This window comes from Streptosporangium sp. NPDC053982, from assembly GCF_055585205.1.
In genome coordinates this window covers 110990-131695 of the sequence record NZ_JBVJKQ010000012.1, presented here as the reverse complement: position 1 = coordinate 131695, position 20706 = coordinate 110990, and the positions used below count along the sequence as shown (strand labels likewise).

The following is a 20706-nucleotide window of genomic DNA, read 5'->3' as shown; positions in this document are numbered from 1 at the left end:
CGCCGTCGGGCCGCGCCGTGCTCGTACGACCCCACAGAAAGACCGATTCCGCATATTTTGCAGGCCCGAAAAGGAATTTCCTGCAGATTTTCCGGCAGCCTTTCGGATTTCCATTCCGGTGCGTTATAGAAGTAAGCATCCCCGCCGACATATGGAGCTGATGTATTCGTGACAGGACGGCCGCTTCAGCTGGACGGTCTTTCCTGGGAGCACGGAGGAAGGATCTGCGCCCTGAAGCCGGACCGCCTGTCGGTCGCGGCGGGGCGGGTCGGGGTCGTGCTGGCCGAGGACGCCGATGCCGCGGACGCCTTCGCCGACGTGCTGCTGGGCAGGGCGTGGCCGGTCCGGGGCCGGATACTGAGCGGGAGGGAGGAGGTCACCTCGTTGCCCTCGCGGGAACGCGGAATCGCGCTGGTTCCGGCCGGGGGCGGACTGCTGCCCCATCTGACGGTCGAGCAGAACATCGTTTTCGGGCTGCACGGCCGCGACGGAAAAGGATACCGGTACGGAAAGGATTTCCTACGAGGACAGGTGCGTTTCATCACCGACCGGCTCGACCTGGACGTACCGCTCGACCGCCGGCCGTACGACCTGTCGGCGGACCAGAGGCTCTGGGTGGCGTTCGCCCGCGCGATGTGCCACTGGAGGAGGCCGAACGCGGTGCTGGTGGAGGACCGCGACGGCCGGCCGCCCTGCCATTCCGTGGTGGGCAGGAGCCTGGCCGCCTTCCCCCACCTTCCGGTCCTGGTGGTCGGCGACGAGGGCGACCGGATCGAGACGCTGGGCAGCCCCTCGGCCCGCTGGGAGGTCGTCGATGCGGATGAACCGTAGACGGGCCCTGGCCGCGCTGTCGGGGCTGGCCGCGGCCGGGCTCACCGGCTGCTCCGCCGAACGGCCACTGCGGGTCGCGGTGGTGTGGAGCGGCTGGGAGCTGGCCCGCTTCCGCCGGGTCCTGGAGGGCGAGCCGGTGACCGTCTACTCGGCGGGCAACGACATCGCGGCGCTGCTGCGCGAACCGGTGGCCCCGGCGGCGACCCCCGACGTGGCGATCGTGCCGCAGCCCGGCCTGATCGGCGACCCGGAGATCTGCGCCCGGCTGCAACCGCTCGTCTCGCAGGACCCGCCGTTCTGGCGGGACCTGGTGCGCTGCGCGGACGACGGGCGGGTCAAGGGGGTCTGGTTCAAGGTCGCCCACAAGTCGCTCGTGTGGTACCGGCCGGAGTCCGTGGAGACATCGCCCGCCTCGTGGGAGGCGTGGCTGGAGCTGTGCCGGGCCCGCGCGGCCTCGGGCCGCCCCCCGCTCTCCGTGCCCGCCGCCGACGGGTGGGCGCTCACCGACTGGTTCGAGAACGTCCTCCTCGGGGTCGCCCCCGACCTGTACGGCAGGCTGCACCTGCTGGACCCGGCTGACTGGGGGGACGAGCGGGTGGCGCAGGCGTTCGCCCGGCTGGCGGAGCTGTGGTCCGTCCCCGGCCTGGTCCCCGGCGGGGGGCGGCGGGCCCTGGTCACCCAGTTCCACGACGCGATCCTCGACGTCTTCCGGTACGGCCGCGCCGACATGGTCGCCGGCCCCGACTTCGCCTGGCCGGTCATCGACCGCTACCGCGTCCCGGGCCGCGAGGCCCGCTGGTTCCGTTTCCCCTGGCCCGCGGGCGGAGAACGACCGCCCGTGCTGGCCGGCGGGGACGCCGTGGTGGCGCTGGCCTCCTCCGGGGAGCGGGGCAGGCGGTTCGTGGCGCGGCTCACCGGAGGGGAGATGCGCGGGCCGCTGGCCGCCTGGGCCGGCGCCGGGGGGTTCCTGTCCCTCGGCGCCGGGCTGCGCGACCGTGACTACCCCGCGCCGGTGCGGCCGCTGGCGCACGAGCTCCGCGAGCTCGCCGCACCCTCGGAGGCCGGCGCCGGGACGCCCGGACGATCGATCGCGTTCGACCTGTCGGACCGGCTCGGCGGCGCCCTGGCCGGCGGGGACGGCCAGGGCCTCTGGCGCGTCCTGACCGACCTGTTCGCCGCGGTCGCCGTCGGCGGCCGGGGCGCCGAGGAGGCCGCGCGGGCCGCGCACGCCGCGGCGGTGGAGGCGGCGGCCTGGCGGAGTGGAGGATCATGAGCCGCGAAGACGCCTTCCTCTTCGAGGTGGCCCCGTACTACGACATGCGCGCGCCGGCGAAGTCACCGGGCCGCGGGCGGTGGGAGGCGTGGCGGCGGCTGCTGCCCGCCGTCGGGCTGGTGGTCGCCGGCCTGCTCGTCCCGCTGGCCGCGACCGTGGTGACGAGCCTCACCGGGAACGGCGGCCCGCGGGCCTACCTGGACGTCGTGAACGACGCGCAGGTCCGGACGGCTCTGCTGAACAACGCCGTCTGGCTGGTGCTCGCGCCGGTGGTCTGCGCGCTCGGGCTGGGCCTGGCCTGGCTCGCCCGGGGTGTGGGGCCGCGCCTGCGCAGGCTGTTGCTGGCCGCGCTGACGCTGCCTGTGGTGACGTCTCCGCTGACCGCGGGCGTGACCTTCCGGATGATCTTCGCGCCCGATCCCGGGCTGGGCTCGGTGAACGCCCTGCTGCCCGAGCCGGTGCTCTTCACCGGCCCCGGCTGGATCTGGCTGGTCCTGGGCCTGGCGTTCGTCTGGCAGTGGACGGGGCTGGCGTTCCTGGTCTTCCACGTGGGCCTGGCCAACCTTCCCCGGGACCTGCTGCGGGTGGCCGGGGCCTTCGGCGCGGGGCCGCTGCGACTCCTGCGCACCGTGGCGGCGCCCGCGCTGTTCCCCACGGCCGCGGTGGCGCTGCTGATCGTCCTCACCGCCGCCGCCCGGGTGTTCGAGCTGGTCCTGGTGGGGGCGCCGGGCTCGGTCCAGCCGGAGGTGGACGTCGCCGGGCTGCTGTGGTGGCGTCGCCGTACCGTCCTCGGGGACGGGCGGGCGGCGGCGCTGGCGGTCCTGCTGACCGTGACGGCCGTCGCGGTGGCGCTGGCCGTGCTGTGGCGGCTGCGCCATGACCTGCCCGGGGCCGAGCGTCCGTGGCGGCAGCCGTTCCAGGTCGGGCCGGCCGCCCGCCGGACGCGGCGGGCGGCGACCGCCCGGTGGCCGCGACGGGTGGCGGCGGGGGCGGTCACCGCGCTCTGGGCGTTCCCCTTCGTGGTCCTGCTGCTCACCTCGTTCCGGTCACCGGACGCCGCGGCCACCTCCGGGTGGTGGACCGGCGGCTACGGGCTCGGCTCGTACGGCGAGGCGTTCGACGGCGGCTTCTTCGCGGAGGCGCTGTGGGCCACGGCGCAGCGCGGGCTGCTGACCGCCTTCCTCGTCGTGCCGGCGGCGGTGTCGGCCGCCTACGCGCTGACGCACGAGGCCCTCCCCCGCCGCGCGCGGCGGGCCGTCACCGCGGCGGCGGTCGTGCTGGCCGTACTGCCGCCGCAGGCGCTGGCCGCGCCGCTGGGCAGGGCGCTGGGCGGGTCGCTGGGCAGCACGTTCGTCCTCAGCCTGGTGCACGCCGCGCTGCTGCTGCCCCTGGGGGTGCTGCTGCTGCGCAACGCGTTCATGTCGGTGCCGCGGCCGGCGACGCTGGACCGCTTCGCCGACGGCCGCTCGGCGATGACCCGGGTGGTGCGGGACGGCGCCCCCGCCGTGGCGGCGGTGGCGGTGCTGTCGTTCGTGCTGGTGTGGAACGACATGGTGGTCAGCCTGCTGCTCAACTGGCCGGCCGCCGACCAGGCGCCGCTGACCATGCTGCAGGCGTCACGATATTTCACGACCTCGGCCGGGGAGCTCGCGGCGCAGGGGGTGCTGATGACGGCGGTTCCGGCGGCGCTGCTGCTGGCGACGGGCAGGTGGCTGGCGCGGGGGCTGACGCAGGGGATCCGCCGATGAGGTCCCGCGGGGCACGACGCCCCCGGGACAGGGAATCCGCGGACAGGGTGATGGAGTTCATCGGGTGGTTCGGAGGAGCCACCATCGTCGAGATCTTCTTCAACAACTTCCTGGACGCGGTCCCGCAGTGGGGCGCGCTCGGCGGGGGGATGCTGCTGTACGGCGTGGTGACCGGCGTGCGGCGGCTGCGCCGGCGCGAGCTCCCCCCGCCCCCCAGACAGGCCCGGGGCCTCCCCAAGCCGGTCGATCCGCTGTTCGGGCGGGACGAGAAGGTCGCCGAGGTGACCGCCCAGGCCGGGAAGCACCGGATGGTCCTGGTGCGGGGCATGGCCGGGGCCGGCACCAGCGCCGTGGCCCTCGCCGCGGGATGGGACCTGGTGTCCGGCGCCGAGCCCCGGTGCGACCCCGAGCACCAGTACTACGTGGACCTGCGGGGACAGGACCGGAACCGGCCGGAGAGCACGCGGAGCGTGGCCGAGCGCGTGCTGCGCGCGCTCGGCCGCCCGTTGCGGGCGGCGACGAACCTGGAGACTGCGGCGCAGGAGGTCGCCGCCGCCCTGGGGGACCCCGGCCGCCTGCTGCTGCTCCTGGACAACGTCTCCCTGTGGAGCCAGGTCAGCTGGCTGCCACAGAACATGCCGAAAGGAACGATCATCGTCGCGGGCGCCCTCGACGAGGACGTGAGGTATCCGTCCCTCGGGGACGTGGCGATCGTCCAGATCGACCTCCTGGACACCGCCGCCGTCGTGGAACTGCTGCGCTCGCAGGCCTCCGCCGAACGGAGCGACGCCGACCCCGAGTCGTTGCGGGAGCTGGCGGGCCAGTTCCTGGGCATGCCCCAGGTCGTGATCGGAGTCGGCCGCTGGCTCGACGAGAATCCCAAGGTCCCGATCGCCGCCCTGGTGGCCGACCTGAAGAGGCAGGGGGCCCACGACCTCGGCCTTCAACGGCTGTTCAGCATGCAGATGGCGCGGATGGACGCGGCGGTGCGGCGGCTGCTGGCGCTGCTGGCGCACGCGCCGGTCGCCGAGCTCGGCATCGACGAGATCGTCGCGCTCACCGGTGGGCCGGAACGCGACGCCGGGCAGGCCATGGAGGAGCTGTGCCGGTACGGCCTGGTGGAGAAGGTGCGGGAGTCGCGGTTCCGGGTGACGGCCTCCGCCCGGCCGGCCGTACGGAGGCCGGACGGCCGGGAGGCGAAGGCGTGGCGGCGTCTGGCCGAGCACCTCGCCGACCGGGCCGTCTTCTTCGCCGAACGGTTGCCGGACGAGGACGCCCGCGACTGGTTCGCCCTGGAGGACAGGACGCTGCTGCAGATGCTGCGGGAGTACCGGCCGGATCGGCATGGGAGCGGCTTCCCGTGGCCGAAGGCGCTCCGGCCCGACCTGGGCGACCCTCTGTGGCGGATCGCGGACGCCCTGGACGTGTGGTTCACCCTCGAGCAGCGTGTCGAGGAGAGGCAGGAGACCGCCCTGGCCCTGTCGAATGCGGCGAAGTCCCTGAAGGACGTGGCGGTCCACGCCGACGCCGAGCTGCGGTTGTGCCTGATCGCCCTGATGCGCAGTGATCACGACGCCGCCGAGAAGCACTTCCGCGAGGCCGAGAGACTGCTGCCGGACCTGGAGTCCCGCCCCGCCCGGATGCACCATGCGGAAGGGCTGAGACTGCTGGCCAGGGGCGACGAGTACGTCACGGTGGAGTCGCCGATGGTGCGGTACGGCCAGGCGCTTCCCGGCGGGGACACCGTCGGCCACGCCATCCGGAAGCACAACAACGCCGTCCTGTACTTGCGCTGGGGACAGACCTTCGACTTCCAGGGGCGGGAGGAGGAGGCCCGGTACCTGTACGAGGGCGCGGGCCACCTGCTCATCCGGGCCCTCGGCGACGCCAAGGCCGCGGGTTACGCCCACTTCGAGGCGCATGTCTGGAACAACCTGGCGCTCGTCCACTGGTACCAGGGCCAGAATGACGAGGCTCTGGAGGGCTGGGCGAAGGCCGCCGAGCTGTACGAACGGGCCGGCGACGAGCTCGGCCGGCTCCGCTGCCAGGTGCACCGGGCGGCGGCGCTCCGGAGGACGCACCACGAGGAGGCCGTGGAACTGCTGTGCTCGGCGCTGCCGCGGCTGCCGAAGACCGGGATCATCACCGCGCTGGCGAACCTGTACCTCGCCTGGCTCGACCCCGCGAGCGCGCCCGAGCGGCGCAGGGCGGGGCTGGCCGCGCTGGCGCCGTGGGACGGGATCTCCGAGCCGCTCCAGGTGACCGAGATCCGCAGGCTGCTGAAGGAGCTGCCGTCCGGCCCCTGAGAGGGCCCGGAGCGCCCGCCGTCCCGTTCCCGGGAGGGAGCCGGTCCGCCGCACCGGCTCTCCTCCGGCGAAGGACCGCCACCGGCGGCGGAGGGGCCCGCGAACACCGGCGGGGACGGAGGAGCCCGCGGCGCCGGGTGAGGCTTTTTCCGGCCGGCCGTGAAACATTCCGGCCCGGCGCGGCAAGTAGGGGTGACCACCCGGACGGGTCCGCCTCCGGACCCGCCGTACCCCGACCAGGCGAGGAGAACGACGATGGACGCGCTGAAGGCCGTACGGCAGGCCACCGCACCGGCCGCATCGGAGAGGTCCGCCGGAGCGCGGCGGCGGCCCGGGACGTGTCCCCGGCGGCGGGCCGGGGGCTGACGGGCGTCGCGACGAGAGCCGGAAGCCGTCTGGACGCCGATGTCGTTCGCCTCCCCCCTGTTCCTGTGGTTCTTCATGCCGGCCACGCTGCTGGCCCACCTGCTGCTCCCGCCGCGCCACCGCAACGCGGTGGTGGCCGTGGCCAGCCTGTTCTTCTACGCCTGGGGCGCCGGAGCGCACACCCCGCTGCTGCTGTCGGCCATCGCCGTCAACTACGGGGCCGGCCTCGCGCTCGGCGGGGCGCGGCTGCGGGACCGTCCCCGGGCCCGGCGCGGTGTGCTGCTGGCCGCCGCCGGATGGAATGTGGCGGTGCTCGCGGTGTGGAAGTACGCCGGCTTCGCCACCGCCCAGGTCGACGCGCTGGCGGGCGCGCTGGGGCTGGGTCACAGCCCGGTCGTGACCCTGGCCCTGCCGATCGGGATATCGTTCTTCACCTTCCACCATCTCTCGTACGTGGTGGACGTCTACCGAGGCAGCACGCCCGCGCAGCGGAGCCCCGTCCGGTTCGTCACCTACATCGCGATGTTCCCCCAGCTCGTCGCCGGGCCGATCGTCCGTTACCACGAGATCGCCGGACAGCTCGGCGAGGTCCCCCGGGACCGCCTCGGCGACCTCGCCGAGGGCTTTCCCCGCTTCGCCCTGGGCCTGGCCAAGAAGGTGGTCGTCGCCGACTCGCTCGCCGCCGTCGCGGACGCGGCGTTCGCGCACGCCGGCGGCCCCCTCAACACCCCGACGGCGTGGCTGGGCGCGTCGGCCTACGCCCTGCAGATCTACTTCGACTTCTCCGGCTACTCGGACATGGCCGTGGGGCTGGGCCTGATGTTCGGGTTCCGGCTCCCGGAGAACTTCGACCGGCCGTACTCGGCGTACTCCGTCACCGACTTCTGGCGGCGCTGGCACATGTCGCTGTCGCGCTGGTTCCGCGACTACGTCTACATCCCGCTGGGCGGCAACCGCGGCGGCGCACCGAGGACCCACCGCAACCTGCTGGTCGTCTTCGTGCTCTGCGGCTTCTGGCACGGCGCCGACTGGACCTTCCTGGTGTGGGGGCTGTACCACGGCGCCCTGCTGGTGGCCGAACGGCTGCTCGGCTGGGACCGCCCGCCGGGGGGCGTCTGCGCCCTGGTGCTGCGCCGCGGCGCGACCCTGCTGCTGGTGGTGGTCGGCTGGGTGTTCTTCCGCGCGGAGAGCATGGCCGGGGCGTGGGACATGCTGGGGGCGATGTTCACCTGGCGGCCGGGCGAGCTCGACGAGTTCGTCGCGTTCGCCGCCGGCCACCAGCGGATGGCCGTCTTCGCGCTGGCCCTGGCCGTGGTGGCGCTGCCGGCCTCGCCCGCGCTCGGCCCGCTGCTCCAGGCGGGGCGGGGGCGGCTGGTACGGCCGGCACGCACCGTGGTGACGTGGGTGGCCGCCCCCTACGCGGCGGCGCTCGTCGCCGCCGGCACCTTCAGCCCCTTCCTGTACTACCGCTTCTGACGGTTCCGGCGAGTCCCGGGTGAGGAGACACCGATGATCGCTGCACGAACCGGACCGGCGTCCTCCGCAGCCGGGGAACGCCGTCCGGCAGGACGGCGGCCGGTGACACGGCGGCCGGTGACACGGTGGCCGAAGGTACGGCGGCCGATGACGTTGCTGGCCGCGGTGCTGTTCTTCGGCGGGCCCGCCCTGGCCTTCGCCGCGGGCGACCGGGCCGTGGAGATCGAGAACCGGAGGCTGCCGGAGTTCCCGGTCCTGGCACGCGGCTGGGAGGCCGTTCCGGACGTGGAGGCGTGGGTGACGGCCCACCTGCCGCTCCGGCGGTACGCGGTCGGCGGCAACGCCGCCCTGTCGGAGTTCCTGTTCGGGGAGGCGCCGTCGTACGGCACGGCGGACGCCGCGGACTACCCCCGGGTGATCGAGGGGCGCGACGGCTGGCTCTACTTCGGCGACGACGTGCGAGAGGCGTGCCGGCCGCACCGGCCCGTCGCGGAGACCCTGGACCGCCTGCGCCGCCTGGCCGGGATCGTGCGGAGATCCGGCAGGCGGTTCGTGTTCACCGTGGCCCCCGACAAGACCACGGTCAGCCCCGGCAGGCTGCCGGAGCGCTTCCCCGGCCGGGACTGCCTCCGGGAGCGCAAGCGGGAGTTCTGGGCGGCGCTGCGGGCGGCGGACCTGCCCGGTCACGTGGATCTCCGGGAGCCGCTGGAGCGGGCGCAGCGAGAGTCCGGCACACCGGCGTACTGGCGGACCGACAGCCACTGGAACGAGCGTTCCGCCGGCCTGTACGGCGCGGAGCTGGCCCGGGCGCTCCAGCCCGGCCTGTCCCGGGACACCCGGCTGGTGAAGGAGGGGCGGGCGCCGCGAAGCGGCGACCTGGGCGGGCTGCTGGGCATCCCCGTCGAGGAGACCGTCGACCGGTGGCGGCTGGTCCGGGACGGCGTGCGGCGGGTCCGGCAGGACGACCGGGAGCTGCCCGTGTCGTTCGCCACGGTCAACGCCTCGGACCGGGCGCCCCTGTTCCGGCCCCGGACCCTGCTCATCGGGGACTCCTTCACCCGCAACTCGCTGCCGTGGGTGCTGCCGTACTTCGCCGACGTCACCTACCTGCGCAGCGACGCGCCCGCCACGACGGGGCCGGACCGCGTCGCGGCCGAGGTCGCCCGGAGCGAGACGGTGGTGCTGGAGATCGTGGAACGCCACCTCGTGGGCGGCCGCGCCGAGATGCTGGACGACGCCGTGCTCGCCGCCCTGGAGCGGGCGCTCTGAACACCCGCTCCCCCGCCCGGTCCCTCGCACGGTCCCCCGCCCGGTCCTCCGCCGGGGCGGACCCGGCGTGCGCCGGACACGGGCCCCGGCCGTCCCGTGAAGCATTCCGGCGCGGCACGGTAAGTACAGGTGACCGCATACGCCGAGAAAGGCCGGCATGCATGACGATCCCCCTCGAAGTCGTCGAGGTCGATGACGCGACCCTCATCGAGAGATCGCTGAACGAACCCGAGACCTTCGCCATCCTGTTCGACCGGCACGCGCCGCTCCTGCACCGCTACGCGGCCAGACGCCTGGGCCCCAGCGAGGCGGAGGACGTCGTGGCCGACACCTTCCTGGCCGCCTTCCAGCACCGGGAGGAGTACGACCGGAGCCGTTCCAGCGCCCGGCCGTGGCTGTACGGCATCGCCTCCAACGTCATCGGCAGGCGGCGGCGCACCGAGCTGAGCCTCTACCGCGCCTACGTCCGCAGCGGCGTGCACCCGGCCGAGGTGTCGGGCCTGCCGGTGGAGGACGGGGTCAACACCCTGGCCGTCAACCGGCCGCTGGCGAGGGCCCTGCTGGATCTCGCGCAGGCCGATCGCGACGTGCTGCTGCTCGTCGCGTGGGCCGAGCTGAGCTACCAGGAGGTGGCCGACGCGCTCGCCATCCCGCCGGGAACCGTCGCCTCCCGGCTCAACCGGGCCCGCCTCCGGATCCGCCGGGCCCTGGACGGACAAGGAGAATGACGATGGACGCGCTGAAGGGCATGTGGCAGGCCGTCCCACCGGCCACCCCGGAGGAACTCGCCGGCGCACGGCGGCGGCTGCTCGACGGGATGCGCCCCCGGCGGCGCGTCGCCGCCGCTCGCTGGCTGCCGGTCATGGCCGGTGTCGCGGCGGCGCTCGCCGTCATACCGTTGATCTTCGGAACCGGGACCCCCGCCTACGCGGTGACGACGAGTCCGGACGGCACGATCGGGGTGCTCGTCAACGAGCTGCGCGACCCCGCCGGGCTGCAGGCCAGGCTGGGCGCGGCCGGCGTCAGGGCGGACGTGACGTTCCTGGCCCCGGGCACGCTGTGCGCGACCCCCCGGTTCGTCGGTGTGGACCGTACCTACGACGGACCGGCCGCCTCCGGAAGGGACGAGCTGCGTTCGCTCGTGACCGGATCGCGCTCGTTCGCCGCCATCCGGGTGACCTCCGTACGGACGATCCGGATCTTCCCGCGGAACATCAGGCCGGGTGAGACGCTCGTGGTGGAGTTCCGCGACAACCGGGACGCGCGGGTGCCCTGGCTGCTCGGAGCCTGGCTGGCCCGGGCGGGCACGCCCGTGAAGCGGTGCGTGCCCGTCAAGGAGGTTCACTGAGAAGGCCGCGGCGGCCCCGTCACGGTCAGAGCGCCTTGAGGAACCGGGCGGCGATGGGCGCGGCCACCGCGCCGCCGCCTCCGCCGTGCCGGACGAACACCGCGAAGGCCACCGAGTCGCGGTAGCCGACGAACCAGGCGTGTGACGCCCCGTCACCCACCTCGGCGGTGCCCGTCTTGCCGGCGGTGCCCGGGGGCAGGCCGGCCCGCGCGGCGGTGCCCTCGGTGACCACGGACGTCATCATCGCGCGCAGCTCGGCGGCCACGCCGTCGCCCAGCGGGACGGCGGCGGGCAGGCCGGGGGCCGGCCGATCCGTCATGACGGCGGGCTGCCACACGCCGCTCGCCGCGGCGGCGGCGACCTCCGCCATGCACAGCGGGCTGGCCAGCACCGAGTTCTGGCCGATGGCGTCGGTGGTGAGCTCGTCCGGTGTCTCGGTCTCTCCCCGGCCGATCCGGCACGCGCTCAGGCCGGGCTTGACCCGGAAGCCGAACCGGTCGGCGGCCTCGGCGGACAGCCGCCCACCGCCCAGCCGCTCGTAGGTCTGCTGGGCGAACGTCGTGTTGCAGGAGAACGCGAAGGCCGCGGTGAGGGTCACCGTACCGTGGTCGGCGCCGCCGTCGTTGGTGAAGGTCTTGCCGTTGGGGACGGTGTAGACCGCCGGGCACGGCAGCGGCGCGTCCGGGACGACGCCGGTGCGCAGCAGCGCGGCGGCTGTGACGATCTTGAAGGTCGAACCGGGCGGGTAGAGGCCGGTGAAGGCCGCCTGGCCCTCGTCCAGGGTGTCCGCCACCGCGAGCACCTGACGGCTCCGAACGTCGAGGGCCACGATCGCGGCGGGCTGGCCGACGCCGTCCAGGGCACGGGCCGCGGCGGCCTGCACCGGCCGGGAGATCGTGCTGCGGCTGCCGTCCTGCGGGGGCACCGGGGCGGCCAGCAGCTCGCGGCCCGAGGGCCGCTCCAGCAGGGCGGGGACCGTCACCGTGCCCTCCAGCCCGAGGACGTAATGGTCGGCCCTGCTGCGCCTGGGGAACGGCTCACCCTCCCGGGTGAGGGTGGCGGGCCGGCGGAAGGCGGTCTCGGTGCGCTGGACGGAGCCGCCGTCCCTGAGGGACGGATGCATCGTCTCGGGGGTCCACAGCACCTTCCAGGCGTCGTCCCGCCGCGTCAGGCGGAGCACCGAGGCGAACTGCCAGGGCTCGTCGAAGCCCTCCACCTGCCGGACCCCGTGGAAGGCGAACTCGGCCGTCGTCGCGTCCTCGCGCAGCGCCTCACCGAGGGTGAGGGACAGCGAGGAGACCCGCAGGTCGCGATCGAAGTCCAGGTGCCGCGCGGTGAGGTCCGCCGGCGGGTCGGCGACCAGGGCGGTCATCGCGGTCAGGTTCCCGTTCTGCCACGCCTCGACGTACCGAGCCGCCGCCTCCTCGGGGGTGGCCGGGGCGGAGGGCGTGGAGGGGGCGGGGGCCGCGGGGACCGGGGTGGGCGACGAGGGCGGCCCGGTGGGCGCGTGGGCCTGCGGCTCCCCGGCCTGCGGCTCCCCCACCGGCGGCTCCTCGTCGGTGAGGGTGATCTCCCTCGTCCGATCCGGCGTCCGCGTGGGGGAGGCCCGCCCGGCGTCCGGCGCGGTCAGCAGGCCGTACACGCTGACGACGACGATCGTCACCGCCGTGCCGATCAGTGCCAGGAGCCGTTTCCTGCGCATGCCTCACCCCCTGGGGTTTCCAGGGGTGTATATCACCGGCGATCTCCCCGGGCCACCCGCACATCTATGAAACGGGCGTTCTCCCCCGAATCCGGCCCGGCGCGCGGGGCCGACGCGGTCCGCGCGGGGTCAGCGCGCGGGGGCGGCGGCTCCGCGGGCGGCGGCGACGAACGCGCGGATGAGCCCGGTGTCCTTCGTCCCGGGCGCGGTCTCCACCCCGCTCGACACGTCCACCCCCCACGGCCGGGCGGCGTCGATCGCCTCGGCCACGTTCGCCGGGTCCAGGCCGCCGGCCAGCATCCACCGGCCGGTGGGGCGTCCGCGCACCGCGGCCCAGTCCCACGGCTCCCCGGAGCCGGGCCTGGGCGCGTCCACGATGAGCAGGTCCTCTCCGAGGGCGCCGCAGTGCGGGTCGGCGCTCGCCGACCCGGCGCGGACCAGGATGAGCCCGAGATCCCGCAGCGCGGCGAAGTCCCCACGCGGGTGGTCGCCGTGCAGCTGTACGGCGCGCACCCCCGTCTCCAGTACGGCGGCCCGCACCTCGTCCGGGGTCTCCCCGGCGAAGACCGCCACGGTCAGCACGTGCGACGGCACCGCCGCGGCCAGCTCCCGCGCCAGGGCGGGGGTGATCCGCCGGGGACTCCTGGTGAGGACGAAGCCGACCGCGTCCGCACCCGCCTCGACGGCGGCCGCCACATGCCCGGGCTCACGCAGCCCGCAGATCTTCACGTACACCCTCGGCACCCTAGTGCACGGGCCCCGGGTCTCCCGTTCCGGCGGCGAGGAGCAGCGGAGCCGGGCCGGCCGCGACGACGTCCCGGAGACTCCGCCCGGCCGGCAGGGGCGGAGCCGGGAGCCGTGGGCGGCCCGGTGCGTGGGGGGCGGCTCCCAGGGCCGGGAAGCCGGAGCCGTGATGTCCGGTTCGCGAGGAGCGGGCCGATCGGCCGGAGGCGGCGAGGATGAACGTCCCGTGGCCCCGGGACCTTCGCCGCTGACCCCGGCCCGCCCCGGGACGGCACGATTGAGCCGGACACGAGGAGGTCAGCGATGACGATGCAGGTGAAGGACGTCATGGGCAAGGTGGCCATCGCCGTCCGGCAGGACGCTCCGTTCGCCGAACTGGTCGCCACCATGCAGCGGTTCAAGGTCGGCGCGGTGACGGTGATCGACGCCGACCGGCGCCCGGTGGGCGTGGTGTCGGATGACGACCTCCTGCTCAAGGAGACGACCGGCAACCGGTACGGCACGGCCCTGTTCGAGGGCCGCGAGCAGCGCCGGGAGCGGCGCAAGGCCGCAGGCGCCGTCGCGGGTGAGATCATGACCAGCCCGGCGATCACCGTCACCATCGGCACGCCGGTGCGGGACGCGGCCCGGCTGATGCACACCGTCAGGATCAAGCAGCTGCCGGTGATCGACCCGGTGACCGGCAGGATGGTGGGGACCGTCCACCAGCGCGACCTGCTGAAGGTCTTCCTGCGACCGCGGCAGGACGTCCGGCGGGAGGTCACGGACGTCCTGGCCGGGCTCGGCGTGCCGGTCGAGGACGTCACCGTGGAGGTCGAGGCCGGCGTGGTCACGCTGACCGGCGAGGTCCCCCGCAGCTCGCAGGTCGCCGCGGCCTCCGCCGCCGTCCACGAGGTGGACGGGGTGGTGGACGTCAGGGGCGACCTGACCTACCAGACGGACGACCTGCTGCCCGTCCCGCCGATGTACTAGGGCCCGTGTCGAAGCCCGCCGTGGCGGCCCCGTCGCGGTGGAGCCCGTGCGCCGGCAGGGGATCGGCGACGGGCTCCACCGCGACGTCGCGGCCGGGCCGCCCGGCGGGGCGCCTACCGGGACTCCCCGCGCTCCTTCGGGTCGAGCACGCTGGACAGGAAGGCCCTGGTCCGTTGGTGGCCCGGGTTGGCCAGGAGCTCACGAGGCCGGCCCCGTTCGACGACCACGCCGTCGGCGAAGAAGGTCAGCCAGTCGCCGACCTCCCTGGCGAAGGCGATCTCGTGGGTGACCACGACCATCGTCATCCCCTCGACGGCCAGGCCCTTCATGACCTCCAGCACCTCGTCGACCAGCTCGGGGTCCAGGGCGGAGGTGGGTTCGTCGAACAGCATCAGCGCCGGGTTCATCGCCAGCGCCCTGGCGATGGCCACCCGCTGCTGCTGTCCGCCGGAGAGCTGGTGGGGCCGCTTGTGCGCGTGGTCGGCCAGGCCCACCCGGTCCAGGTGCTCCATGGCCAGCTTCCGCGCCCGGTCCGCGGGGGTGCCGAGGACGTGGACGGGGCCGCAGGCGACGTTCTCCAGCGCGCTGTGGTGGGCGAACAGGTTGAAGCGCTGGAACACCATGCCGATGTTCCTGCGGAAGGCGGCGAACTCCTTCGGGGTCCAGGGGTGGTACCTGTCGCCGCGCAGGGTGTGGCCGACCTCCTCGCCGAGCACCCGCAGGCTGCCGCCGAGCACCGGCTCCAGGCCGTTGATGCACCGCAGGAACGTGGACTTGCCCGAGCCCGACGGGCCGATGACGCAGCTCACCTCGCCGGCGGCGACGGTGAAGTCGACGCCGTTGAGCACCTGCACGTCGCCGTAGGCCATCCGGACGCCCGATGCCCGCACGATCTGCTCGCCCGCCGCGTTCACGCGGCCGCCTTCGGCAGGATCCTGGCGGCCAGGCCGCCGCCGCGCACCAGCCGTACGGCCTCGGAGCCGAAGCGGCGTTCCAGCCTGCCCTGCAGGAAGGTCGCCACGGCGGTCATGAGCATGTACCAGAGGCTCGCCACGATCAGCAGCTCCATGATCAGGTTGTTCGCCTTGTAGATCTGGCTGGCGTTGGTCATCAGGTCGTGCCCGGCGACCACGTAGACCAGCGAGGTGGTCTTCAGCATGGAGATGAACTCGTTGCCGGTGGGCGGGATGATGATGCGCAGCGCCTGCGGCAGCACGATGACCCGCATCCGCTTGGCCGGCGTCATGCCCAGCGCGTACGCCGCCTCGGTCTGGCCGTGGTCGACGGCCTGGATCCCGGCGCGCACGGTCTCGGCGAAGTAGGCGGCCAGGTTCAGCCCCAGTCCCAGCATGGCCGAGGTGAAGCCGGTCATCACCAGGTTGGTGTCCCACTTGACGCCGATCATGGTGAACGGGATCTTGAGCACCAGTTCGGGGAACAGGAACGCCAGGTTGTACCAGAAGATGAGCTGCACGAGCACCGGCGTACCGCGGAAGAACCAGATGTAGAACGTGGCCAGCCCGCTCAGCACCGGGTTGTGCGCCAGCCGCATGATCGCGACGAGCACGCCCAGGACCAGCCCGAGGACCGTGGCCAGGACCGAGATCTCGATGGTGACCCAGACCCCGCTCAGGATCCGCTCGTGGAACAGGTACTCGGCGACCTTGCCCCAGTCCAGGTTCGGGTTGGCCACCATGAGGGAGGCCAACCGGGCCGCGACCGCCAGTGCGACCGCCGCGGCCAGCCAGCGGCCCCAGTGCCAGGTCCGCGCGACGGGGATCGGCCTGCCCGACGCGTCGGCGATCGGTTCGGTCCGCATGGTCACTTACCGCCGTTGACCACGGCGGACTGGACGGCCAGCTTCTCGAGGTTCCACGCCGCGAGCATCTTGCCGTACTCCCCGCTCTGGATGAGCGAGTCCAGCGCGCCCTTGACGGACTCGATGAGCTCCTTGTTGTCGGGCTTCATCCCAATGCCCCACGGGCTCTCGGTGCCTTCGAGGGCGATCGCCTCCATGGCGAGCTTGGGGTCCGCGGCCTTGTAGGCGGCCACCACGTAGTCGGTGATGATGGCCTGCGCGCGGCCGTTGCCCACCTGGAGCATGGCCTCCGTGTCGCCGGGGAACTTCAGGATGTCCACCGCGGCCTTGCCGTCCTTCTTGCAGTCGGCGTCGTAGCGCTCGGCCAGTTCCATCGAGGAGCCGTTGTCGACGACGGAGACCTTCTTGCCGCACAGGTCCTTCGGCCCGGTGACGCCGGCCGGGTTGCCGGCCTTGACCAGCATCCCCGAGCCCGCCTGCACGTAGTCGACGAAGGTGATCTGGCCCTGCCGCTCCGGGTTGTCGGTCATCGAGGAGATGACGAAGTCGTAGCGGCCGGTGAGCACGCCGGGGATCTGTGAGTTGAACTCCTCGTCGGTGATGGTCACCTTGACGCCGAGCTTCCTGGCGATGGCCCTGGCCAGGGCGGGGTCGAATCCGATCGGGGTCTTGCCGTCGCTGGCGAACAGCTCCATCGGCGGGTAGCCGATGGAGGAGACGACCTTCAGCCCGTCGGACTTCAGTTTCGCCGGCGCCTTGGCGGCGAGGTCCTTGTCGGGGGTGATGGCGTTGATGACGTCGGCCGCCTTCTCCTCGGCGGGGGCCTGGTCGAGGACGACGTCCGGCGCGGCGGCCGGCGCCGCGGTGGACGCGCCGTCGTCGAGGGACTGGGCGCCGCAGGCCGTGGTGGCGGCCAGCAGCGCGCCGGCGGCGAGCGTGGTGAGGATCCGGGTGTTCAAGGGGGCTCCTTCAGGAGTGCTGCCAGCGGACTTCGCCGCCGACGACGGTGGTCATGACCTTGGTACGCAGCACAGCGGCCGGCGACTCCACGAAGGGGTCGGTGTCCACCGCGATGAAGTCGGCGAGCTTGCCGGGTGCGAGGACGCCCTTGTGGTTCTCCTCACCCGCGGCGTAGGCCGCGCCGAGGGTGTGGGCGGTGAGGGCCTCGCCCATGCTCAGCCGCTGCTCGGGCTGCCAGCCGCCGGCGGGCGTGCCGTCGACGCGGGTACGGGTCACCGCGGCGTACAGCGCGGCGAAGGGGTTGGGGTGCTCGACCGGGGCGTCGGAGCCGAAGGCCAGCGCGACGCCGACGTTCAGCATCCCGCGCCAGGCGTAGGAGGCCAGCTCGTGCCCGGCCAGCAGGGTGTCGACCAGGTCGATGTCGCTGGTGCAGTGTACGGGCTGCATCGAGGCGACGATGCCCAGCCTGGCCATCCTGGAAAGATCGTCGACCCGCAGGTGCTGGGCGTGCTCGATGCGGTGCCGCAGCCCGGCCGTGCGGCCGAGGGCCTCGTAGGCGTCGATGACCAGGTGGTTGGCCTGGTCTCCGATGGCGTGCGTGGCCACCGCGATACCGGCCCCGGCGGCCGTGCCGAACAGCCTGACCAGGTCCTCGTACGGCGTGACCGCGATGCCCACGTTGCCCTGCTCGCCGGCGAAGGACTCGCCCATGTGGCAGGTGTGCGAGCCGAGCGCCCCGTCACTGAAGATCTTCACGGGTCCGGTGCGGAACCAGTCGTCGCCCTGCCCGGTGCGGCGCCCCTCGGCGATGGCCGCCTCCAGGTGGATCATCGGGATCGCCTTGTGCACACGCATCTTCAGCTCGCCGGCGTCGCGCAGCTCCAGGAAGGCGGCCCGGCAGTCCTCGCCGTCGATGTCGTGAAGGCTGGTCAGGCCGAGGGCGAGCAGTTCCTCCTGCGCGGCGCGGAGCTGGTCGCGCAGGTCGGCGGAGACCATGAGGTCGCGCAGCGGGTAGGAGGCCGACTCGCGCAGGATGCCGGTGGGCTCCCCGCTCGCGTCCCTGACGATCTCGCCGCCCACCGGGTCGGGGGTTCCGGCGTCGATGCCGGCCAGCCGCAGGGCCGCGGAGTTGGCCCACACCGTGTGGCCGTCCACGCTGGGCAGCGCGACCGGCAGCTCGGGGCAGACCGAGTCCAGCGCGTACCGGTCGGGCTGCGCCGGCGGGTCCCAGGTGTTGCTGTTCCACCGGCCGCCGAACAGCCAGGCGCCGGGTCGCAGCCGCGCCGCGTGCGCGGCCACCCTGGTCAGCGCCTCGTCCAGGGAGCGCACGTCACGCAGGTCCACCGCGTCCAGGCTCTGGGCGTACTGCGCGGTGTGGATGTGGGCGTCGTAGAGCCCGGGGAGCACCGCGGCGCCCTCCAGGTCGATCGGCTCCGCTCCCGGGCCCGCGGCCTCGCGTACCTCCGCCTCCCCGCCGACGGCCAGTAGCCGTTCACCGTCCACGGCCATGGCCTGGGCCAACGGGTTGCCGCTGTCTCCTGTGCGGATGGCGGCGTTGCGGTATACGCGGATGCTCATGTGACTCTCTAGGGCTCGAATCGATTGGCGGTGGCCATCACTGTAGAAGTGGCAGAAAGAAGTCGGAAGCGCTATAAACACGACATTCAGCACCTCTGAGCATAAGGAGCTCTTATGCTGAAGCCGGAACACCTGCGAACTCTCCGTGAAGTCGTTGAGCTGGGGTCCTTCGCCGCCGCCGCCAACCGGCTCGGTTACACCGCGTCGGCCGTCTCCCAGCAGATGGCCGCGCTGGAACGGGAGATCGGCGTCAGGCTGTTCGCCCGCTCCGCCCACAGCGCGCTGCCCACCAGCGCCGCCGAGGTGCTGGCCAGGCAGGCCGAGACCGTGCTCATCGACATCGAGCGCATGGTCACCACCGTGCAGGCCGTGCACAGGAACAGCGAGCGGCAGATCCGCCTGGGCGTCTTCCCCAGCTTCACCGACGTGCTGACCGGCGTGCTGCGACGGATGGAGCCCGGGGAACGCGCCGGCGTCAGGGTCTCCGTCGCCGAGTCATCCCAGCTCATCCCGCGCTTGGGCGCCGGCGGCGAGATGGACGCGGCGATCATCTACCAGGTGGGGAACTCCGGCCTGTCGTGGCCGTCGGCACTGGGCCGGCGCTGGATCGCCGAGGACCGCTACAGACTCGTCCTCCCGCGCAGCTGGCCCGATCTGGCGCCCCACCGGGTCGAGCACCTCGTCGACCTGCCGTGGATCATGCACCACCCGGGGACCAGCGACGCCGCCATCTTCGAGGGCCTGTTCGCCCACTGGGGGCTGCATCCCCGGGTGGCCTGTCACTCCGACGACTTCAAGATCACCATAGCCATGATCGGGGCGGGGATGGGCGCGGCGCTCGTCCCGGAGCTCGCGCTGCGCGGGCACGGCCCCGACATCGTGGTCGCCGACGTGCCGTGGCTGAACATCAGCCGCAGCATCTTCACCCTCGTCCACCCCGACCGCGAGACCGCCCGGCTGCAGTCCCTGCTGGACGCGCTGACGCTCTGACCGGTCCCGCGCACTCGACGGGGCACGGCGGATCTGCCAGCATGTGCCGGATCACGGGCGCGGCCGGCGACGGACCCGGCGCGCCGACCGTCACCGCCCGGGCTCCCCCGTGACCGGAGCGGGCGTTAGGAGATCCTTGACTGTGGAACACGAGGCGGCGATCGCCAGGTCCGCCGAGGCCATACGCCTCCACCGCGAGCACAACATCCTCATCGAGGCCGGCGCCGAGCCGGTCATCGACCGGCTCACGCGCCGCGACCGCCCGGCGCCCGCCTCGCCGCCCGAGCTGTGGGCCTGGACGTTCGTGGTCAAGGACATGATCGACGTCGCCGGGCTCCCCACCACCCGGGGGTCCGTCCTGTACGGGAGCGAGGAGGCGCTGACCACCGCGCCGTGCGTCGAATCGCTGGAGCGCGCCGGGGCTTTCCTGGTCGGCAAGGCCAACCAGCACGAGTTCGCCTGGGGCGTCACGAGCGAGAACCCGCACTGGGGCGATGTGCGCAACCCACGCCACGAGCACCTGGCCCCCGGCGGGTCGAGCGGCGGCACGGCCGCGGCGCTCGCCGCCGGGATCGCCCGGTTCGGCCTCGGCACCGACACCGGCGGCTCGGTGCGGATCCCGGCGGCCTGCTGCGGCGTGGTCGGCCTGCGTCCCAGGGCCGGCGCCGTCTCCTCCGAGGGGGTCGCGCCCCTCGCCCCGATGTTCGACGTGGTCGGGCCGATGACCGTCTCGGTCGCCGACTGCGCGCGGGTGTGGGAGGTGCTCTCCGGAGAGGCCGTCGAGCCGCCGCGCTCGCTGTCGGGGATGGTCGTCGGCGTCGCCGAGGGATGCGCGCAGGCCGGGGAGTTCGCGGACCTGGGGGCCGAGGTCCGCGAGATCGCCCTGCCGTACGGGATCCTGTCCCCGTACTGGACGATCGTGGGCGCGCAGGCCCGGCGCACCCACGAGGCCACCTACCCGGCGAACGCCGCGAGCTACAGCGCGGGCGTGCGGCGGAAACTGGACGACGCCGGCGGGATCGGCCATCGGGAGTACCGCCGGGCGGTGGAGGAGCTCTCGGCCTTCCGGGCCGGATTCTCGGCGGAGACGGCCGGCGTCGACGTCCTGATCATGCCGACGCTCGGCGGTCCCGCGCCGCGGGCCGGCTGCGACGAGGCCGCCGTCCGCGGTGAGGTCGGCCGGATCACCTCCGTCGTGTCCGCGCTCGGCCTGCCCGCGCTGGCCATCGGAGACCTGCAGGTGGTGGGGCGCAGCGAGGCCGACGTGCTGCGGGCCGGCCTGTGCCGGGAGTCCCGCGGAGGCGCGATCCCCGCGCCGCGCTGA

17 protein-coding genes are annotated in these 20706 nt (G+C 73.5%); 11 read left to right on the top strand and 6 right to left on the bottom strand.

All coding sequences use genetic code 11. From position 1 onward, the window contains the following. The first annotated feature begins 168 nt into the window (after window positions 1-168). From ACZ6W9_RS22910 to ACZ6W9_RS22875, 8 genes are all read left to right on the top strand, one after another. Window positions 169-831 (top strand): P-loop NTPase family protein, encoded by a 663-nt coding sequence (locus ACZ6W9_RS22910; protein ID WP_389964080.1) that lies wholly within the window; start codon window positions 169-171, stop codon window positions 829-831. Beyond that, on the top strand, window positions 821-2104 hold the full coding sequence (locus ACZ6W9_RS22905; protein ID WP_389964083.1) for a hypothetical protein: 1284 nt from the start codon (window positions 821-823) through the stop codon (window positions 2102-2104). Before ACZ6W9_RS22910 ends, ACZ6W9_RS22905 begins: the two co-directional genes overlap by 11 nt. Continuing rightward, complete coding sequence (locus ACZ6W9_RS22900; RefSeq protein ID WP_389964086.1) at window positions 2101-3852, top strand: ABC transporter permease subunit; 1752 nt, start codon at window positions 2101-2103, stop codon at window positions 3850-3852. Before ACZ6W9_RS22905 ends, ACZ6W9_RS22900 begins: the two co-directional genes overlap by 4 nt. A gap of 50 nt (window positions 3853-3902) precedes the next feature. After that, entirely contained in the window at window positions 3903-6158 is a 2256-nt protein-coding gene (locus tag ACZ6W9_RS22895; RefSeq protein ID WP_470119526.1) for a tetratricopeptide repeat protein, read from the top strand. A 405-nt stretch (window positions 6159-6563) separates the two neighbouring features. Further along, window positions 6564-8000, top strand: a complete 1437-nt coding sequence (locus tag ACZ6W9_RS22890) for an MBOAT family O-acyltransferase (RefSeq protein WP_470119524.1) — start codon at window positions 6564-6566, stop codon at window positions 7998-8000. A 147-nt stretch (window positions 8001-8147) separates the two neighbouring features. Then, window positions 8148-9269, top strand: coding sequence for an alginate O-acetyltransferase AlgX-related protein (locus ACZ6W9_RS22885; RefSeq protein WP_470119522.1), 1122 nt, complete (start codon window positions 8148-8150; stop codon window positions 9267-9269). A gap of 161 nt (window positions 9270-9430) precedes the next feature. Continuing rightward, a complete protein-coding gene (locus tag ACZ6W9_RS22880) occupies window positions 9431-9997 on the top strand; it encodes an RNA polymerase sigma factor (protein WP_470119520.1) in 567 nt (188 codons plus the stop codon). Window positions 9998-9999: 2 nt separating this feature from the next. Further along, a complete protein-coding gene (locus ACZ6W9_RS22875; protein WP_389964100.1) occupies window positions 10000-10617 on the top strand; it encodes a hypothetical protein in 618 nt (205 codons plus the stop codon). A gap of 25 nt (window positions 10618-10642) precedes the next feature. Here ACZ6W9_RS22875 and ACZ6W9_RS22870 read toward each other — a convergent pair whose 3' ends face one another. Together ACZ6W9_RS22870 and ACZ6W9_RS22865 are read right to left on the bottom strand one after the other, a co-directional pair. Next, the gene (locus ACZ6W9_RS22870; protein WP_389964103.1) at window positions 10643-12319 is read right to left on the bottom strand and encodes a penicillin-binding transpeptidase domain-containing protein; all 1677 of its coding nucleotides are present in this window, start codon (window positions 12317-12319) and stop codon (window positions 10643-10645) included. A 129-nt stretch (window positions 12320-12448) separates the two neighbouring features. Continuing rightward, window positions 12449-13054 (bottom strand): phosphoribosylanthranilate isomerase, encoded by a 606-nt coding sequence (locus ACZ6W9_RS22865; RefSeq protein ID WP_389964106.1) that lies wholly within the window; start codon window positions 13052-13054, stop codon window positions 12449-12451. Window positions 13055-13366: 312 nt separating this feature from the next. Between ACZ6W9_RS22865 and ACZ6W9_RS22860 the strand changes: the two genes are divergently transcribed. Next, a complete protein-coding gene (locus tag ACZ6W9_RS22860; RefSeq protein ID WP_362933051.1) occupies window positions 13367-14035 on the top strand; it encodes a CBS domain-containing protein in 669 nt (222 codons plus the stop codon). A 113-nt stretch (window positions 14036-14148) separates the two neighbouring features. On the opposite strand, the gene ACZ6W9_RS22855 is transcribed toward ACZ6W9_RS22860, so the two are convergent. The 4 genes from ACZ6W9_RS22855 to ACZ6W9_RS22840 are packed head-to-tail and all read right to left on the bottom strand — an operon-like array spanning window position 14149 to window position 18392. After that, window positions 14149-14904 carry an amino acid ABC transporter ATP-binding protein gene (locus ACZ6W9_RS22855; protein ID WP_389964466.1) on the bottom strand — a complete coding sequence of 252 codons (756 nt, stop codon included), beginning with the start codon at window positions 14902-14904 and terminating at the stop codon, window positions 14149-14151. Between the two features lie 41 nt (window positions 14905-14945). Then, window positions 14946-15854 carry an amino acid ABC transporter permease gene (locus ACZ6W9_RS22850; RefSeq protein ID WP_389964109.1) on the bottom strand — a complete coding sequence of 303 codons (909 nt, stop codon included), beginning with the start codon at window positions 15852-15854 and terminating at the stop codon, window positions 14946-14948. Between the two features lie 2 nt (window positions 15855-15856). Beyond that, the gene (locus ACZ6W9_RS22845; RefSeq protein ID WP_389964111.1) at window positions 15857-16813 is read right to left on the bottom strand and encodes an ABC transporter substrate-binding protein; all 957 of its coding nucleotides are present in this window, start codon (window positions 16811-16813) and stop codon (window positions 15857-15859) included. A gap of 10 nt (window positions 16814-16823) precedes the next feature. After that, window positions 16824-18392, bottom strand: a complete 1569-nt coding sequence (locus ACZ6W9_RS22840; protein WP_389964114.1) for an amidohydrolase — start codon at window positions 18390-18392, stop codon at window positions 16824-16826. A 114-nt stretch (window positions 18393-18506) separates the two neighbouring features. On the opposite strand from ACZ6W9_RS22840, the gene ACZ6W9_RS22835 reads away from it, so the two are divergent. Together ACZ6W9_RS22835 and ACZ6W9_RS22830 are read left to right on the top strand one after the other, a co-directional pair. Further along, entirely contained in the window at window positions 18507-19382 is an 876-nt protein-coding gene (locus tag ACZ6W9_RS22835; RefSeq protein ID WP_389964117.1) for a LysR family transcriptional regulator, read from the top strand. A gap of 142 nt (window positions 19383-19524) precedes the next feature. Continuing rightward, complete coding sequence (locus ACZ6W9_RS22830) at window positions 19525-20706, top strand: amidase (RefSeq protein ID WP_470119700.1); 1182 nt, start codon at window positions 19525-19527, stop codon at window positions 20704-20706.

Excerpts from the sequence above, each read along its gene's own strand:
- ACZ6W9_RS22900 (WP_389964086.1), top strand. The coding sequence starts at position 2,101 with ATGAGCCGCGAAGACGCCTTCCTCTTCGAGGTGGCCCCGTACTACGAC.
- ACZ6W9_RS22850 (WP_389964109.1), bottom strand. The coding sequence starts at position 15,854 with ATGCGGACCGAACCGATCGCCGACGCGTCGGGCAGGCCGATCCCCGTC.
- ACZ6W9_RS22870 (WP_389964103.1), bottom strand. The coding sequence starts at position 12,319 with ATGCGCAGGAAACGGCTCCTGGCACTGATCGGCACGGCGGTGACGATC.
- ACZ6W9_RS22835 (WP_389964117.1), top strand. The coding sequence starts at position 18,507 with ATGCTGAAGCCGGAACACCTGCGAACTCTCCGTGAAGTCGTTGAGCTG.
- ACZ6W9_RS22895 (WP_470119526.1), top strand. The coding sequence starts at position 3,903 with ATGGAGTTCATCGGGTGGTTCGGAGGAGCCACCATCGTCGAGATCTTC.
- ACZ6W9_RS22855 (WP_389964466.1), bottom strand. The coding sequence starts at position 14,904 with ATGGCCTACGGCGACGTGCAGGTGCTCAACGGCGTCGACTTCACCGTC.
- ACZ6W9_RS22890 (WP_470119524.1), top strand. The coding sequence starts at position 6,564 with ATGTCGTTCGCCTCCCCCCTGTTCCTGTGGTTCTTCATGCCGGCCACG.
- ACZ6W9_RS22880 (WP_470119520.1), top strand. The coding sequence starts at position 9,431 with ATGACGATCCCCCTCGAAGTCGTCGAGGTCGATGACGCGACCCTCATC.
- ACZ6W9_RS22840 (WP_389964114.1), bottom strand. The coding sequence starts at position 18,392 with ATGAGCATCCGCGTATACCGCAACGCCGCCATCCGCACAGGAGACAGC.
- ACZ6W9_RS22860 (WP_362933051.1), top strand. The coding sequence starts at position 13,367 with ATGACGATGCAGGTGAAGGACGTCATGGGCAAGGTGGCCATCGCCGTC.
- ACZ6W9_RS22885 (WP_470119522.1), top strand. The coding sequence starts at position 8,148 with ATGACGTTGCTGGCCGCGGTGCTGTTCTTCGGCGGGCCCGCCCTGGCC.
- ACZ6W9_RS22875 (WP_389964100.1), top strand. The coding sequence starts at position 10,000 with ATGGACGCGCTGAAGGGCATGTGGCAGGCCGTCCCACCGGCCACCCCG.
- ACZ6W9_RS22905 (WP_389964083.1), top strand. The coding sequence starts at position 821 with ATGAACCGTAGACGGGCCCTGGCCGCGCTGTCGGGGCTGGCCGCGGCC.